Raw genomic sequence first — 14,769 nt, 5'->3', positions numbered from 1 at the left:
GGCCGTGTTCTCCGTCGCCGGTACGCTGGAGTCCGTGAATCTGCTCGAAGCCTCGGAATCCGTGACCGATCTGGCCCTGATGCCGGGCTTCCTCGACCCGGTCAACCTGCTGAACTCGTTCGGGACCTGGATGCTCGTCGGGTTGCTCGTCGTCGTGTTCGTCGAGTCCGGTCTGCTGTTCCCCCTGCTCCCCGGCGACTCACTGCTGTTCACCGCGGGCCTGATCGCTGCATCGAAGTCGGCCGAGGTCGAGCCGTTCGCACCCCTGTGGGTGCTGATGGTGACGATCCCCATCGCCGCGGTCCTCGGCGACCAGGTGGGCTACTTCATCGGCACCAAGGGCGGCACGAGACTGTTCAAGGACGACAACGCGAGACTCTTCAAGAAGAAGTACATCGACGAAGCACACGCGTTCTTCCTGCGGCACGGCCCGGCGATGATCTTCTTCGCCCGGTTCGTGCCGATCGTCCGCACCTACGCGCCGCTCGTCGCGGGCGCCGCGAAGATGCCGTACCGCGTGTTCATCACCTACAACGTGATCGGTGGCATCGTCTGGGGTGCGGGTGTGACCCTGCTCGGCTACCTGCTCGGGCAGATCACGTTCATCGCCGACAACGTCGACATCATCTTCCTGCTGATCGTGTTCGTGTCGGTGCTGCCCATCATCAGCGAGGTCGTCAAGCGGTTCCTCGCGTCGCGCCGCGACGGCGACGGGACCGACACCGCGAACCCCGACACCGCGAACCCCGACACCGTGAACCCCCGTGCCGACCATGCCGGCACCGCGACCACCGACGACGCGAACGCGGAGACCCGGCCGCTGCCCACCGTCCGCGACTGAACGCCGAACATCCTCAGGGGGCCGCGGACGCCACAGCGTGCGCGGCCTCCATCAGCATCCAGCCCCCGAGCTGCACCGACAGGTCGCGTTCGGCGATCGACGAGGGTCGCACACTGCCCGCGGTGAACTGCGCGACGGTACCCGACGAACCGGGCAGCTTCGCCGGCAGCGACCAATCCCGCCCGAACAGCGGCAGTCCCTCGATCTGCAATCTGTTCTCCCATGCCGCATCGGCGGAGGCGAGCACGATCCGCCGCGCGGAGGCACGGGCACGCACGTCGTCGCTGTCGTGCACCGGCAGGGTCGTCGCGACCATCGCCAGGTAACGGGCGAGGATCCCGTTGAACAGTCCGCCGTCGCCGCCCCCACCGCCGACGACGACGCTGCGATCGGTCAGTTCCGAATCGACGGCGTCGACCAGGGCGTGCACCCGCAGTCGATGCCGCGGATCGTCGAGTTGCACCGCCAGTTCCGTCTCGACCCCGAGCACCACGCCCTGGCAGTACGAGTAGACGGCACGGTCGATCCGGCCGTCGCGGATTCCGTCGAGGATCAGCCCCGTGCCGGGGTCGAGCAGCATCTCGTGGATCCAGTCCGCCATCTCCTGCGCGCGCCACAGCCTGCCGGCACGGGCGAGCAGCAACGCCGCGGGTCCGTTGGCGGGCGTGTTGAAGAAGTCGTCGCCGCGCCGCCAGGGGATGCCGCCACCGCGCTCCGGCTGCCACGCGTCGAACAGTTCGTCGACCAGGGTGGTGACCGCACCCCGATGATCGACGTACAGATGCCGCTGGGCACGTTCGAGCGCGAGCCCGAGCCACGCCATGTCGTCGAAGTAGTTGTTCGTCCACCCCGTGAGATTGCGGATGCGGTGGCTGCGCGTCAGGCGCACCACGCGACGGCGACCACGGGGACCACCGTCGCCCTCCGGAAGATCCGCGTCGGGGACGCGGACAGCGGCATCGACGGCGAGGTCGATCAGATGGGCCTGCCACCAGTAGTGCCAGCTGCCGAAGGCGCGTTCGCGGCGGGTGGCCGGCCAGCCGACGACACCGAGCGCGGTACCGGGTAGCCCCCACAGTCGACGTACGTGCCGGGACGTGACCGCCGCTTCGGCCGCGTCCGCCCGGTCGGACCACAGTTCCGGCATATCCACATCATCCTTGTCCCGCGAGCAGCGCGGACGCGAATGGTCCGCGCTTCTACATCCCGCGCGGCACGACCGGCGTTACCGGATCGTGCCCTACCAGGCGTCGCCCAGGTCTGCGTGCTGCCGGATCCACGCGTGCATGGCGATGCCCGCGGCGACACCGGCATTGATGGACCGCGTCGATCCGAACTGCGCGATCGACACGGTCATCGACGCGATCTCCCGGGCCCGTTCCGTCACTCCCGGCCCTTCCTGACCGAACAGCAGGAGACAGTTGCGCGGCAACGTCACCGTCTCGAGCGGAACACTGCCCGGTGTGTTGTCCACGGCCACGATGGTCAGATCGTGGTCGGCCGCCCACTCGATGAGCGTGTCGACGTCGGTGTGGTGCATCAGATGCTGGTACCGATCGGTGACCATCGCGCCGCGCCGGTTCCAACGTCGACGGCCCACGATGTGCACGGCCGCCGCCGCGAACGCGTTGGCGGTACGCACCACGGTGCCGATGTTCGCGTCGTGCCCGAAGTTCTCGATGGCCACGTGCAGCGGATGACGGCGCGCGTCGATGTCCGCGACGATCGCATCCCGTGTCCAGTACCGGTAGGCGTCGACGACGTTGCGGCGGTCTCCGTGGGCGAGCAGTTCCGGGTCGTAGCGGGCGTCGGTGGGCGGCTCCGTGCCGTACTCGTCCACCCACGGTCCGAGCCCGTGCGGGTGCTCGCCCCACTCGGTCGGTCCCTGCGCGTCGGTGGCGTCCGGGACGGCGGGGTGCTCCGGGACGGCGGGGTGCTCCGGTCGGTCGTTCACGATCAGAACGTCTCGTTCGACGACGACGCGATGGTGAATCCGTGCCGGGTTCCGTCGTTGACGCACGTGACGTCCACGGCAGTGGTGACGCAGGTGTAGCCGAGCTGTGACAGCGGCGCACCGGCGGGCAGCACCGACGCCGTCCCCTCGACCGGCAGGTACACGGGGCCTCCCGAACACAGGAACTCGCCCTCTCCGCTGTCGACCACCCGCATGCCGTGGCCCCAGTTCACCATGCAGTCGTCGGGCTGCGGCGGCACCGGATCGGTGATCCCCTCGCACCCCGCCTCGGTGCGTCCCGGCAACTGCACGATGCCGCAGGTGAACTGCCCGTCGGGACTCGTGAAGTAGTACGACTCGTTCTGCTCGAACTGCACGTCGACGAGCGAGGTCGGGGCCGGTACCGGCTCCGTGGTGGACGCGGCGGTGTCCGTCGTCGTCTCCGGCACGGCAGGCGCCGGCACCTCGGTGGTGGTGACCGCCGTGCTGGTCGCGGTGGTGGTCGCGGTGGGCTGCGCCTCGACCGTGGGCGACGCCGCGGATCCGTCGGCGGATCCCCCGCACCCGGTCAGCAGCAGAACCGCCGACGCCGTCACCGTCGTCACCACCCGAACCCGCACACCGCTCCCTCCGCTGCCGGCCGCATCGTCACCCGACCGTACGATCCGTCCGGTCGGCCACTCTATCGACCGGGGTACGCGTGGGAGGGAACGGGTTAACCTGGGAACGGAGGAGCGATGAAGTACAGGCGCATCGTGGCGGCGGTCGCGTTCGTCACCGTCGGCCACCTCATTGTGTTGTCTCTGTGGATCAACCTGTTCCTTCCCGGATCACCCCCGGGCACAGAAGGATTCCAGGTGATGTTCCTGGTGTGCCTGTACGGGTCGGTCCTCGGGATCGCGATGATCGTCGCGGGTCGGAGCCCGCGCGCCGAACGGCGCATCGAACGCCGCATCGAACGGGACGGGCTCGAAGGCTGGGCGACGATCCGCGCCGCCACACCGCTCGGCAAACCCACCGGCGACGCGCAGATCACCGCGCTCGAACTCGATCTGACGGTGCCCGGATCCGAGTCCTACAGCGGCCGCGTCGTCTACGAGGTGCGGCGCAGCGACCTCCCGCGGTTCGCCCCCGGGGAGATCCTGACCGTGTTCGTCGACCCCGAGGACCGCAGCCACATCATGCTGATGCCCTGACCGTCGCGGCCGGCACGCTCACTTCCGCCGCACCAGTGCGAGCATCCCCTCGACGAGCAGCAACTGCGCCAGCGCATACGTGGCGAGCACGAACCCTTCCGCGGCCGCCCGGGCCCGCGGATTCGTCAGCAGCGCGCGGCGCAGCACGATCGTCCCGTCCGATGCGGTGAACACCAACCCGCCGACGGCGAGCCAGCTGCGGCGGTCGGCGCCGGGAACGACCGTGCCCGCCACCGTCCGGGCATCGGGCACGAGGGACGGATCGGCAGCCAACGTGGCGGTGGTCGCGAGCAGACTCCCGTACGCCGTGAGCGGCACCGCCACGGGGCGGCTCGTCGCCCCCAGCAGACCGGCGGCGCCGAGCACCGCCGGTATCCGCTGCAGCACCGCGGGCCGGGTGGGCCGCGCACCGTGCCGCGCGAGCAGGATCGAGTACACGGTCTGCATCACCGCGAACGAACCGGCGCCGCGCAGGATGCGGGCGTCGTCGTCCGGGTCGATCATGAACACGTCACCGGCGGTCGCAGCGGCCGTTCCGGTGAGCAGCAACGCGGTGTCCACCCGGTCGGTGTCGCCGGAGCGGCGCAGCACCCGCACGGCGAGCGCCGGCATGATCAGCGGCTTGGCGACCTTCTGCAGTTTCTCGTTGCCGAGGACACCCCCGACCACCGTGGCTGCGCTCGCCGCCGCGAACACCGCATGTTCTGCGCCCCACCGGCGTCCCGTGAACCATCCCATGGTCCGGACAGTACCCGTCGCGGCCGGCGACGGTACCCGTCGCAGCCGGTCAACAGCGGCGCGCCCCGGACGACGGAACGGCCTCGAGGAAGGACGGTCGCGGGAAACCCCGACCCGCGGCGGCGGTGCGCGCCGCCTCCTCGATCCGCGGCACGTCACCCGTGTCGCACAGTGCGAGCACCGACCCGCCGAAACCACCGCCGACCATGCGGGCACCGAACGCGCCCGCCGCACGCGCCGCATCGGCGGCCACATCGAGTTCCGGGCAGCTGACCTCGAAATCGTCGCGCAACGACCGGTGCGACGCATCGAGGATCGGCCCGAGATCCCGCACCGCGCCCGCCCGCAGTACCGCCACCGCGTCACGGACCCGCGCGATCTCCGTGACGACGTGCCGGGCCCGGCGCCGGAGAACGGTGTCGTCGAGGGCCGGTGGGGAAGACAGATCCCGCAGCGGGCCGGCCCGTCGCGCGGCGGCGTCCACCTCGGCGCGCCGATCGCCGTACCGGCCGTCGACGAGCCGGTGGCCCGTCCCGGTGTCGATCACCAGCACCGTCACCCCGTGTGTCTGCGCGTCGAACGGGATGTGCTCGGCACGCCCGTCCGCACAGTCCAGCAGCATCGCGTGCCCCGCCCGGGCACGCAACGCGATCTGCTGATCCATGCCTCCGGTGGGTGCGCCGACGTACTCGTTCTCGGCGCGCACGCAGGCCCGCGCGAGGGCGTCGCGGCCCGCCTCGTCGCTGGGCAGCATGTACAGCGACGCGAACGCCAGTGCCGTCGCCGCCTCGAGCGCCGCGGACGACGACAGCCCGGCCCCCACCGGCACATCGGAGACCACCGCGATGTCCGCGCCCGTGAAACCCGGGACGTCGAGCGCCCACGCGACACCGGCGACGTACCCGCCCCAGCCGTCCACCCGGTCGCCGAAGAGGTCCGCGTCCACCGGGTCGAACCCGTCGCTGTGCAGACGCAACCGGCCGTCGCTGCGCGTGCGCACCGCCACGGCGGTCACGTGCGGCAACGCCATCGGCAGGCACAGTCCGCCCGCGTAGTCGACGTGCTCACCGATGAGGTTCACGCGTCCGGGAGCGCACCACACCCCGTCGGGATCGATCCCGAAGACCTCCGCGAACACCCGCGCAGCGCGCTCACAGACCGTCACGCGCGACCTCACGCAGCCTGCCCGCGATCCGTTCGGGGACGGTGTCGCCGATCCACGCCCCCATCGCCGATTCGGACCCGGCCAGATACTTGAGTTTTCCGGGTGCGCGGCGCAGCGAGAACAACTGCCAGAACAGTCGGCCGAACTCGCGTCCCTCCCCCACCGGCGCCTGATGCCATGCCGCGATGTACGGCACCGGCGACGGGTCGGCCGCCGGATCGAAGTACCGGTCGAGGCGGGTGAGCAGGTCGCGTTGGGCGTCGACCAACTCGTCGCGTTCGTCGTCGCCCAACGCCGCGAGATCCGGCACGTCACGGTGGGGAGCCAGATGCACCTCGACGGGCCAGCGGGCCGCGGCGGGCACGTACGCGCTCCAGTACCTCCCCGACCACACGATCCGGGTGCCTGCGCGGGTCTCCGCATCGAGAACGTCGCGTTGCAGTGATCGGCCCGTCCGGATGCGGTGATCGCGCGAGCGGTCGATCAGCGTCCGGGTGCGCGGTGGCACGAACGGGTAGGCGTAGATCTGGCCGTGCGGATGCTGCAGGGTCACCCCGATCTCGATGCCGCGGTTCTCGAAGCAGAACACCTGCTGCACGCCGGGTGAGCGCGACAACGCTGCGGTGCGCGCGGCCAACGCGTCGACGACGGTACGGGCCCGCTCGTGCGGCAGATCGGCGTAGCGGGCGTCGTGGTCGGCGGTGAACGCCACCACCTCGCAGCGTCCGCCGGCCGGTCTCCTCGGCCACAGCCGTTCGTCGTCGACCGGTGTCGTGTCCGTGTCCCGGGAGCCGAGTGCGGCGAACCGGTTCTCGAACACGACCACGTCGTAGTCGGAGTCGGGTATCTCCGTCCCGTGACCCGGCCGCGTCGGGCACAACGGACAGTCGTCGGCGGCCGGCAGGAAGGTGCGGTCCATGCGGTGCGCCGCGAACGTCACCCACTCCCCGGTGAGCGGATCACACCGCAGATGCGAGCGCACCGCCGCCACCGGCAGATCCCGGTGGTCGACCGCGGTTCGAGGCGCCGTGGTCGCGTCGTCGAAGTAGATCAGGTCACGACCGTCCGCGAGCCGTGTCGCCGTCTGCCGCACCCGGGAGATCACGACCGTCAGGAGTTGTCGAGACCCAGGTCGGCGAGACCGAGCAACGACCGGTACTCGACGCCCTCGGCGGCGATGACCTCGTCGGCGCCGGTCGCGCGGTCGACGACGGTCGCGACACCCACGACGGTCGCACCGGCGTCCCGCAGCGCCCTCACCGCGGTCAGCGGTGAATTCCCGGTGGTGGTGGTGTCCTCGACGACGAGGACCCGTTTGCCCACGACGTCGGGGCCCTCGATCTGTCGCTGCATGCCGTGCGCCTTGGCGGCCTTGCGGACGACGAACGCGTCGATCGGGCGGCCGGCGGCGTGCATGACGGCGAGAGCAACGGGGTCTGCACCCATCGTGAGACCACCGACGGCATCGAACTCCCAGTCGGCGACGAGGTCGCGCAGCAACGACCCGATGAGCGGACCGGCCCGGTGGTGCAGCGTCGCGCGACGCAGGTCGACGTAGTAGTCGGCTTCCTTGCCCGACGACAACGTCACCTTCCCGTGCACCACTGCCAGCTCCCGTACCAGTGCTGCCAGTTCGTCACGCTCGCTCATCGCTCTTCCTCACCGTCGGGGTCCGTTCACTGCCGGTCGCACACCGGCGACGTGAAGCCTAGCCGTTTCGGGTGCGGCTCCCGGGTGCGGTGCGGGATCAGGCCGCGGCCGTCCCCGAGCCCTCGTCGTCGGGGGCCGTCCCGTCGCGCTCGGCGGCGGCGACGACAGCGGCGGACTGCTCCTGCTCCGTCGTCGGCATGGTGACCTCGAACAACGCGACCGGCGAGACGCCGGCGAGCTTCGCGAACAGTGACGTGGGGAATCGGGTCACCGCCGCGTTGATGTCGGCGGCGAGATCGTTGTGGACGCGGACGGCACCGGCGATCCGCTGCTCGCGGTTCTGCAGTTCCCGCGCGACCCGGATGAACGGCCAATGGTTGACGCCGTCGAGCACCCCGATGAGTTCGTGCAGTGCCGCCGACAGCGTGTTCTCCCCGGCGGCTCGCTCGGCGAGCCCGAGCCGCTGGTCGCGCATCTCGATGGCCAGTGACCGGGCACCGATGACGGGGCTGATCCGGCTGCGTTCCACACCGGCACCCGCCGAGGCCGCGATGAGGGCGGGTACGAGGTCGTAGCGATCGTCGAGTTCGTCGAACAGCAGGCGCAGGCTGTCGCGTCGGCGGGCGCGCAGTGTCTGCAGGCGGCGCATACCCGCGCGCATCCACAGCAACGCGACGACCACCACTGCCACAACCATCACCACAGCCACAGAGGTCACGGCGAGAAATGTACCGACCGGGACGAAGAGCACCGACGAAGCCTCCGGCGTGTCCGGAACGGCGTGTCCGTACCGTGACCTGCCGCTGCGGTCGGGCGGTCAGCGGTGCGCGGAGGGACGCCCCGGATCGTGGGCCTCCCGCACGGCGTCGACGGGGTCGACGACGGGAGGCAGGACGTGCAGGATCCCGGACAGGCGCGCGACCGTCTCGATCGCCGCGTCCCATTCGCGTCCGTTGCATCCGACGGGCATCGACCCGAGGGTCCACGGACCCTCACTCCACAGCATCTGTATGTGATCGGGAATCGCCTCGGTGAACGCGACCATCCGCTGATCACACACCCGGCGGGCGATCTCGAGGTCGGTCGCGAACACGATCCGTGGCCCGATGGAACCGAGCAGGTTCATGTCGGCGTCCTTCGGCGGCGGCGTCGACTTCAAACGCAGGTCGACGTCGACATCCGAGCCCACCTTGCGGCGCACCGCGACGATCGTCGCGGTCTCCTCGATGTCGAACAAGGTGAAGTCCTCGCCACGCCGGATGCCACGGACCACGTCGATGGCGCCCAGATACTCCTGCTTCGCGAGAGCCGCCCGATGCCACGTGGACGGCAACCGGTCGTCGACGGAGGTGTACTTGTATCCCTGCGCTCGCGCCCAGATCTCGCGTACCCGGCCGGACTGCTCGCGCCGCGTACGGTCGATGTACAGCAGGACCACGGCGCCGAGCGCCGCGATCACAGCCAGACCGAACCACATGAACGTCATCCCTGCCAGCCTAGCGTGGACCGGTGCCGGGACCGCCGAATGACGGCAGCGACGCGCTGACGATCCTGTCGGCGGTCATGCGGCCGTTCTCGACCGGGGAGCCGTAGACGACCGCCGTCGCCCCCGCCTCGATGTCCGACACGTCGTCGTTCCGGGTCATGATGCGGGTGGCTTCGGTGATCTGCACGGTCACGAGCGAACCACCGATCGCGCTGACGGTGATGCTGGTGCCGTCGTTCGCGGTGACGGTGCCGACCACCATGCCGGACGCGGCGAGCTCCTCCGCGACCCGGCCGGGTAGCGGGTCGAGCGGCATGGTCGGCAGCGACGGTTGTGTCGTCGCCGGTGGTCGCGTGGTGGTGGGTGCGGGGGCCGCGGTCGTGGTGGTCGGTGCCGCCACGGTCGCGTCGTCGCCGCTGCCGACGGTGCCGAGCAGCAGGCCGACGACCGCGCCGAACGCGACGATGCCGGCGGCCAAGAGCGCGAGCAGCCCCCAGCGCGGGCCGCGGGAACCACCGGGCCCGTCGCCCTGCCCCGGCCCCGCGGGAGGGGCACCGGGAGGCCCGTACTGCTGGGGTGCGTACTGCGGTTGTTGCTGGTACGGCCCGGGAGTTCCGAACTGTTGTGTCGGTGCGTACTGCGGATGATGCGGTGTCGGCGCGTAGGGGTCACCGAGTGGACGGGTGTCGCCGGGCGGCGGTGCCGACGGGTCGAACCGCGGATCGTACTGCGGATACACCAGTGTCGGGTTGGCGGCCGGCCGCCCGTACGCCTCGGTCGGGTCGTCGGTGTACAGCACGCGCGCGTCGTCGTCGCCCGGCTCGTCGAGCGAGTAGGCGCGCTCCTGCGGCGTGCGCGGGTCCTCCGGATTCGTCATGACCCTCCCCAGGGTAGCCGTGCGCACTTCTGGTAGCCGGCGCTACCAGAAGTGCGCACGGGTGTCAGGCACCGATGACCAGGTGATCGGCGTCGTCACCGACCCCGACGGAAACGGTGTCGCCGTCGCGGATCTCACCGGCCAGCAGCTTCTTGGCGAGCTGGTCGCCGATCGCCTGCTGGATGAGCCGGCGCAGCGGGCGAGCACCGTACTGCGGGTCGTATCCGCGCACGGCCAGCCACATGCGGGCCGATCCGTCGACGTCGAGCGTGAGCCGGCGTGCGGCGAGCCGCTCGGACAGCTGACCGAGCTGGATGTCGACGATCTGCTCGAGTTGTTCCTCCGACAGCGGATCGAAGATCACGACGTCGTCGAGCCGGTTGATGAACTCCGGCTTGAACGCCATCCGCACCGCGGCCATCACCTGGTCCCTGTCCCCACCTGCACCGAGATTGGAGGTGAGGATCAAGATGGTGTTGCGGAAGTCCACCGTGCGACCCTGCCCGTCGGTGAGCCGACCGTCGTCGAGCACCTGCAGCAGCGCGTCGAAGACGTCCGGGTGCGCCTTCTCGACCTCGTCGAACAGCACCACCGAGTACGGCCGGCGACGTACGGCCTCGGTGAGCTGGCCACCGGACTCGTAACCCACGTAGCCGGGAGGGGCACCGACCAGCCGGGCGACACTGTGTTTCTCGCTGTATTCCGACATGTCGATCCGCACCATGGCGCGTTCGTCGTCGAACAGGAAGTCGGCGAGTGCCTTGGCGAGCTCGGTCTTACCGACCCCGGTCGGGCCGAGGAACAGGAACGATCCGGTGGGCCGGTTCGGATCGGCGACGCCCGCCCGCGCGCGTCGCACCGCGTCGGACACGGCCTGCACGGCGTCGGCCTGACCGACGACCCGCTTGCCGAGTTCGTCCTCCATGCGCAGCAGCTTGGCGGTCTCGCCCTCGAGCATCCGGCCGGCGGGAATACCGGTCCACGCGGCGACCACGTCGGCGACGTCGTCGGGCCCCACTTCCTCCTTGAGCATCACGTCGTCGCCGGTGGAGCCGCCGGAGGCAGCGGCAGCGGCCTCGAGCTTCTTCTCCAGTTCGGGGATGCGTCCGTAGCGCAGTTCCGCGGCCTTGCCGAGGTCACCGTCGCGTTCGGCACGTTCCTCCTCGCCGCGCAACGCTTCGAGTTGCTCCTTGACCTCGCGGACCGAGTCGATCGCGGTCTTCTCGTTCTGCCACCGGGTGGTGAGCTGGTTCAGCTTCTCGCGTTCGTCGGCGAGTTCGGCGCGCAGTTTGTCGAGCCGATCCTTCGACGCCTCGTCGGTCTCCTTCTGCAGGGCCATCTCCTCGATCTCGAGGCGACGGACGACGCGTTCGACGGTGTCGATCTCCTCGGGGCGGGAGTCGATCTCCATGCGGAGTCGCGACGCGGCCTCGTCGACGAGGTCGATGGCCTTGTCGGGCAGGAACCGCGAGGTGATGTACCGGTCGGACAGCGTTGCGGCCGACACCAACGCGGAGTCGGTGATCCGCACACCGTGGTGCACCTCGTAGCGCTCCTTGAGCCCGCGCAGGATACCGATGGTGTCCTCCACGCTCGGTTCACCGACGAGCACCTGCTGGAACCGGCGTTCGAGGGCGGCGTCCTTCTCGATGTACTTGCGGTACTCCTCGAGGGTGGTGGCACCGACGAGCCGCAGCTCACCGCGGGCGAGCATCGGCTTGATCATGTTCCCGGCATCCATCGCCGACTCACCGGTCGCTCCGGCACCGACGATCGTGTGCAGCTCGTCGATGAACGTGATGATCTGCCCCGCGGAGGCCTTGATCTCGTCGAGGACGGCCTTGAGGCGTTCCTCGAACTCACCGCGGTACTTGGCACCGGCGACCATCGACCCGAGATCGAGGGAGATGACGGTCTTGCCGCGCAGCGATTCGGGGACGTCACCGGCGACGACGCGCTGGGCGAGCCCCTCGACGATCGCGGTCTTGCCGACACCCGGCTCACCGATCAGCACCGGGTTGTTCTTGGTACGCCGCGAGAGCACCTGCACGACGCGGCGGATCTCGTTGTCGCGGCCGATGACCGGGTCGAGTTCGCCGTCGCGGGCTCGGGCGGTGAGGTCGGTCGAATACTTCTCGAGCGCCTGGAACGTGCCTTCCGGATCGGCGCTGGTGACCCGCCCGGTGCCGCGGACGGCGGTGAACGCCTCGCGCAGCGCCGCGGGTGTGGCGCCGTGCCCGGCGAGCAGCTTCGCGACATCACTGTCTCCGCCCGCGAGTCCCACGAGGACGTGCTCGGTGGAGACGAATTCGTCGGTCAGTTCGGTGGCGAGTTTCTGGGCGGCGGACAGCGCGGCGATGGCCTCGCGACCGAGCTGCGGGGTCGTGGTCGCGCCGGTGGCGGTGGGCAGTGCGTCGACGAGGTCCTGCGCGGCGCGGCGCACCTGCGCGGCGTCGACGCCGATCGCCTTCAGCAGCGGCCCCGCGATGCCGTCGGTCTGGTCGAGCAACGCCACGAGCAGGTGCGCCGGACGGATGTCCGGGTTACCCGCAGCGGACGCCGACTGGAGCGCAGCGGTCAGCGCAGCCTGTGTTTTCGTCGTCGGGTTGAACGAGTCCACGTACGGGCTCCTTCCGTTCTCGAGTGCACCCGTGTCAATTCCGGGTACATCCGTGTCGTCTCTTCATCGATGATGCGCCCACGGACGGGGTCCGCGGGCTGTCGATCGAATCAACGACCCCAAAGTTGAGTTTGTTCCACTCAAGTTCGGCGATGTGGGTGATGCGTATCACGTTCGCCCGGGAGGGTGCCTACGCACAAGGTTTGTGGCCGAGCGGTGCGGAAACGACTACAGTGGCGGCGTCCGAGGAGGCCGCTCGGCAACACTGTGTCCGCACGGCCAGTCAGCGCAGTACGTGGGAGGGTGGCGTGGAGGCGTTCGCCATCGCCCGAGTTCAGCTGAGTTTCGCCTCGATCGTCGCCACACCGACCGGCCCCGAACGGTTCGCGACCGCCTTCTTCAACTGCCTGTGGAGCGAGAACGACGGCCTCCGCGCGATGTTCCCCGCGGGCATGGAGACGATGCGCCGCCGCTTCGCGACCGCCGTCGCGTGGGCCGTCGAGAAGCTCTCCGACATGGACGCGCTCGACGCCTTCCTCGCGCAACTCGCACGCGACCACCGCAAGTACGGGGTGCACCCCGATCATTTCCGCGCCGCCGGTCACGCGCTGCTCGTCGCCGTCCGCGAGTGCACTCCCCTGATCCTGTGGACGGCAGCCCTCGAACGCACGTGGCGGGAGGTGATCGGCCACCTCGTCGAGACGATGGCCGTCGCGACCGAGGAGGACGATCTGCCGGCGGTGTGGGGCGCGACCGTCGTCCAGCACGAGCGGATCCTGCCCGATCTGGCGATCGTCCGACTCGAGTCCGACACCCCCATCCCCTACCACGCGGGCCAGTACATGAGCGTGCAGATTCCGCAGCGCCCCAACATGTGGCGCTACCTGTCGGCCGCCATCCCCCCGAACCCGCTCGGCCAGATGGAATTCCACGTCCGCCGGGTGTCCACGGGCTGGGTCAGCGGCGCGCTCATCTCCGAGGTGTCCGTCGGCGACCGCTGGACGATCGGCCCACCGCTCGGTGGCCTGCACGTGGACCGCGACTCCGGGCGGGACGTGCTGATGATCGGATCGGGTACCGGTCTGGCACCGCTGCGCGCCCAGCTGATGGAGATGGCGATGCGCGGCGACAATCCTCGCGTCCACGTGTACTACGGCGGCAAGTATCCGTGCGACCTGTACGACCTCGAGACGCTGTGGCAACTCGCCATGACCAACCCGTGGCTGACGGTCGTGCCGGTCGTCGAGGAGACCGAGAACCCGTGGTGGCATCCGGTTCCCGTTCGGGAAGGTCCCCCCGGCCTGGCCCGCCCGGTGCAGGGCAAGCTCAGCAAGGTCGTCGCCCGGCACGGTGTGGAACAGCACGCGGCCTGGTCGGCTCACCAGATCCAGATCGCGGGCTCCCCGACGATGATCCGCACGACGCTGTACGCGTTGTCCGCGGCGGGTACCCCGCGCCAGAACATCAGCTTCGACCCGCTGTGAGGCGGCGGCGCCCGCAGCACCGGCGCCCCGGACCGAACATCGGTGTTCAGGAACGGCCCGCGGCGACGGCCTCCGCGAAGGCCGGGTGCGCGTCCGCGACGACGAGCGCCGATCCGTCGTCGGCCAACCCGACCCCGATGGCGGTGCGCCGGTGCTCGATCATGCGCAGCGCCACGTACATCGGGACGAAGGACAACGCGAACACCACCAGCATCGCGATGCCGTAGGTCTTGGTCGCGCCCTGGATCACCGCGAACACCAACGCGAGGAAGATCAGAGCGAAGACGGTGCAGGTGACCGCAGCCGCGATCTGCCAGCGGATCCGGGTGGCCACGCACCGCCTGCACACCGGCCAGTCCACCGCGGCGACCTGCACCGTGTACACCGACGTCAGAGCCGACCCGATCCGGCTCGTACCCGACTCCGCGGGCGCACTGTCGGACGAGATCGTCACCCGCACCCGTTCGGCTTCGGGTTCGCCGTGGCGGGAGCAGACCCGGGGTACGGGATCGACGGTGCGCAGCGCCGCAGCACGACGTCCGTCCGGTCCGGCCCCGGCGTCGCCGGTACTTTCCACCGCTACTCGCACCTCGACCCGTCCGGGCTCCCCGTTCGCCATGCGAGGCAGTATGTCAGCCCTCCGGCACCCGCGGTGAAACACCCCGACGGGGTGGGACACACCCCCGCCGCCCCCCGCGTCACCCCCCGCCGCACCCCCGCGTCGGAGCGAATGTATCGCTGGCTCGACTCGATCGAGC

General features: G+C 70.0%; 15 protein-coding genes. 3 read left to right on the top strand and 12 right to left on the bottom strand.

The window, feature by feature from the left end; translation table 11 throughout:
- Positions 1-79: 79 nt before the first annotated feature.
- On the top strand, positions 80-841 hold the full coding sequence (locus LDQ05_RS08180; RefSeq protein ID WP_264184625.1) for a DedA family protein: 762 nt from the start codon (positions 80-82) through the stop codon (positions 839-841).
- 13 nt (positions 842-854) lie between these two features.
- Here the strand turns inward: LDQ05_RS08180 and LDQ05_RS08175 are convergent, their stop codons facing one another.
- The 3 genes from LDQ05_RS08175 to LDQ05_RS08165 form a co-directional block, all read right to left on the bottom strand.
- Positions 855-1,988, bottom strand: a complete 1,134-nt coding sequence (locus LDQ05_RS08175; protein ID WP_226436401.1) for a glycoside hydrolase family 76 protein — start codon at positions 1,986-1,988, stop codon at positions 855-857.
- Positions 1,989-2,081: 93 nt separating this feature from the next.
- Positions 2,082-2,795: a TrmH family RNA methyltransferase gene (locus tag LDQ05_RS08170; RefSeq protein ID WP_226436400.1), complete on the bottom strand. Its 714-nt coding sequence runs from the start codon at positions 2,793-2,795 to the stop codon at positions 2,082-2,084.
- Between the two features lie 2 nt (positions 2,796-2,797).
- A complete protein-coding gene (locus LDQ05_RS08165) occupies positions 2,798-3,403 on the bottom strand; it encodes a hypothetical protein (protein WP_372461060.1) in 606 nt (201 codons plus the stop codon).
- Between the two features lie 129 nt (positions 3,404-3,532).
- Between LDQ05_RS08165 and LDQ05_RS08160 the strand changes: the two genes are divergently transcribed.
- Positions 3,533-3,991, top strand: coding sequence for a hypothetical protein (locus tag LDQ05_RS08160; RefSeq protein ID WP_226436399.1), 459 nt, complete (start codon positions 3,533-3,535; stop codon positions 3,989-3,991).
- Between the two features lie 18 nt (positions 3,992-4,009).
- On the opposite strand, the gene LDQ05_RS08155 is transcribed toward LDQ05_RS08160, so the two are convergent.
- The 8 genes from LDQ05_RS08155 to clpB form a co-directional block, all read right to left on the bottom strand.
- Positions 4,010-4,729, bottom strand: a complete 720-nt coding sequence (locus LDQ05_RS08155; RefSeq protein ID WP_226436398.1) for a lysoplasmalogenase family protein — start codon at positions 4,727-4,729, stop codon at positions 4,010-4,012.
- A 49-nt stretch (positions 4,730-4,778) separates the two neighbouring features.
- Positions 4,779-5,894, bottom strand: coding sequence for a galactokinase (gene galK / locus LDQ05_RS08150; RefSeq protein ID WP_226436397.1), 1,116 nt, complete (start codon positions 5,892-5,894; stop codon positions 4,779-4,781).
- Positions 5,881-6,987: a galactose-1-phosphate uridylyltransferase gene (gene galT / locus LDQ05_RS08145; protein WP_226436437.1), complete on the bottom strand. Its 1,107-nt coding sequence runs from the start codon at positions 6,985-6,987 to the stop codon at positions 5,881-5,883. The genes galK and galT overlap by 14 nt, the downstream gene beginning before the upstream one ends.
- A 17-nt stretch (positions 6,988-7,004) precedes the next feature.
- The gene (pyrE, locus tag LDQ05_RS08140) at positions 7,005-7,544 is read right to left on the bottom strand and encodes an orotate phosphoribosyltransferase (RefSeq protein ID WP_226436396.1); all 540 of its coding nucleotides are present in this window, start codon (positions 7,542-7,544) and stop codon (positions 7,005-7,007) included.
- A 97-nt stretch (positions 7,545-7,641) separates the two neighbouring features.
- Positions 7,642-8,262, bottom strand: coding sequence for a LemA family protein (locus tag LDQ05_RS08135; protein ID WP_226436395.1), 621 nt, complete (start codon positions 8,260-8,262; stop codon positions 7,642-7,644).
- A gap of 99 nt (positions 8,263-8,361) precedes the next feature.
- Positions 8,362-9,021 carry a TtfA family protein gene (locus tag LDQ05_RS08130; protein WP_226436436.1) on the bottom strand — a complete coding sequence of 220 codons (660 nt, stop codon included), beginning with the start codon at positions 9,019-9,021 and terminating at the stop codon, positions 8,362-8,364.
- A 19-nt stretch (positions 9,022-9,040) separates the two neighbouring features.
- Positions 9,041-9,907 (bottom strand): DUF5666 domain-containing protein, encoded by an 867-nt coding sequence (locus tag LDQ05_RS08125; protein WP_226436394.1) that lies wholly within the window; start codon positions 9,905-9,907, stop codon positions 9,041-9,043.
- Positions 9,908-9,971: 64 nt separating this feature from the next.
- Positions 9,972-12,527 (bottom strand): ATP-dependent chaperone ClpB, encoded by a 2,556-nt coding sequence (gene clpB / locus LDQ05_RS08120; RefSeq protein WP_226436393.1) that lies wholly within the window; start codon positions 12,525-12,527, stop codon positions 9,972-9,974.
- A 308-nt stretch (positions 12,528-12,835) separates the two neighbouring features.
- On the opposite strand from clpB, the gene LDQ05_RS08115 reads away from it, so the two are divergent.
- Positions 12,836-14,011, top strand: coding sequence for a globin domain-containing protein (locus tag LDQ05_RS08115; protein WP_226436392.1), 1,176 nt, complete (start codon positions 12,836-12,838; stop codon positions 14,009-14,011).
- A gap of 46 nt (positions 14,012-14,057) precedes the next feature.
- On the opposite strand, the gene LDQ05_RS08110 is transcribed toward LDQ05_RS08115, so the two are convergent.
- Positions 14,058-14,630, bottom strand: a complete 573-nt coding sequence (locus tag LDQ05_RS08110) for a hypothetical protein (protein WP_226436391.1) — start codon at positions 14,628-14,630, stop codon at positions 14,058-14,060.
- Between the last annotated feature and the right edge of the window lie 139 nt (positions 14,631-14,769).

The sequence above is a fragment of the Rhodococcus yananensis genome, assembly GCF_020515525.1.
Taxonomy (GTDB): Bacteria; Actinomycetota; Actinomycetes; order Mycobacteriales; family Mycobacteriaceae; genus Rhodococcus; species Rhodococcus yananensis.
This window is presented reverse-complemented; position numbering and strand designations above follow the sequence as displayed.

Excerpts from the sequence above, each read along its gene's own strand:
- LDQ05_RS08155 (WP_226436398.1), bottom strand. The coding sequence starts at position 4,729 with ATGGGATGGTTCACGGGACGCCGGTGGGGCGCAGAACATGCGGTGTTC.
- LDQ05_RS08130 (WP_226436436.1), bottom strand. The coding sequence starts at position 9,021 with ATGTGGTTCGGTCTGGCTGTGATCGCGGCGCTCGGCGCCGTGGTCCTG.
- LDQ05_RS08125 (WP_226436394.1), bottom strand. The coding sequence starts at position 9,907 with ATGACGAATCCGGAGGACCCGCGCACGCCGCAGGAGCGCGCCTACTCG.
- LDQ05_RS08175 (WP_226436401.1), bottom strand. The coding sequence starts at position 1,988 with ATGCCGGAACTGTGGTCCGACCGGGCGGACGCGGCCGAAGCGGCGGTC.
- LDQ05_RS08160 (WP_226436399.1), top strand. The coding sequence starts at position 3,533 with ATGAAGTACAGGCGCATCGTGGCGGCGGTCGCGTTCGTCACCGTCGGC.
- LDQ05_RS08180 (WP_264184625.1), top strand. The coding sequence starts at position 80 with ATGCCGGGCTTCCTCGACCCGGTCAACCTGCTGAACTCGTTCGGGACC.
- LDQ05_RS08110 (WP_226436391.1), bottom strand. The coding sequence starts at position 14,630 with ATGGCGAACGGGGAGCCCGGACGGGTCGAGGTGCGAGTAGCGGTGGAA.
- pyrE (WP_226436396.1), bottom strand. The coding sequence starts at position 7,544 with ATGAGCGAGCGTGACGAACTGGCAGCACTGGTACGGGAGCTGGCAGTG.